The following is a 977-nucleotide window of genomic DNA, read 5'->3' on the forward strand; positions in this document are numbered from 1 at the left end:
GGGCCGCGCACCCGGGCGGGGCCAGCGTAGGCCCCCCGGGACCTCCGGTGCGCGCCGGACCGGCCGATCCGTGCCCGGCACCGCCGGCGTTCCCGGGGCACACGGAATCGCTTCCCGGAATCGGGCCCCTCAGCCCTCCGGGGCCGCATCCGGTGCGGCCGGATCGGACCCGGGGGCGGGGTCCGGATCCCCGCCGAGCCGGGCGAGGGCGAGGAAGCTGTGGTGGAGCACCCCCAGGTGCTCCTCGATCGCGGCGGCGTCCCGGCGCTCGACGGCCTCGGTCAGCTCGGGGTGGCCGGACCACAGCCGGCCGCGCAGGCCGGTGACCCCGCGCAGGCGGGGCACCACGAAGGCCCAGCACCGCACCCTGAGCCGGTCCAGGAACTCGGCCAGGTAGGGGTTGCCGAGCAGCGCGGTCAGCTCGCGCCAGAAGCGCAGGTCGTAGGCGACGAGGATGTCCAGGTCGGCGGCGAGGGCGGCGTCCCGCGCGGCGACCGCGCGCCGCCGCACGGAGGTCATGGCCTCGGGCGAGCGCACCGCCGGATCGGGTTCGGGGTGGGAGCGGACGATCGGTGAGCGGGTCGCCCGCACCACCCCCTCCCCGACCAGGGCCCGGGCCTCGAGCATGCGGGCGAAGTCGTCGAAGGAGTAGGCGTGCACCCGGAAGCCGCGGTGTTGTCGGGTCTCCAGGAGTCCCTGGGAGGTGAGGTCCACCAGCGCCTCGCGCACCGGAGTGGCCGAGACGCCGTACTGCTCGGCGATCTCCCGCACGGTGAACTCCCTGCCGGGAGCGAGGCGCCCGGCGAGGATTTCGTCGCGCAGGGCCTCGGCGAGCTGTTCCCGCAGGGTGCTCCGTCGAATCACGCCGCCCAACCCTACCCCCCGCCTCCCCTTTGACAATACACTGCCAAAACGACAAGGTGTTGTCATTCCATCCGATCCGCGCCCCGCACCCCCGGAGACCGCCGTGCCCGCTC

1 protein-coding gene is annotated in these 977 nt (G+C 74.9%); it reads right to left on the reverse strand.

Translation table 11 applies throughout. The features are described from left to right. Positions 1-129: 129 nt before the first annotated feature. Positions 130-864 (reverse strand): GntR family transcriptional regulator, encoded by a 735-nt coding sequence (locus FOE67_RS26940; RefSeq protein WP_323385595.1) that lies wholly within the window; start codon positions 862-864, stop codon positions 130-132. Between the last annotated feature and the right edge of the window lie 113 nt (positions 865-977).

The organism is Streptomyces calidiresistens (assembly GCF_014141525.1).
Taxonomy (GTDB): Bacteria; Actinomycetota; Actinomycetes; order Streptomycetales; family Streptomycetaceae; genus Streptomyces; species Streptomyces calidiresistens.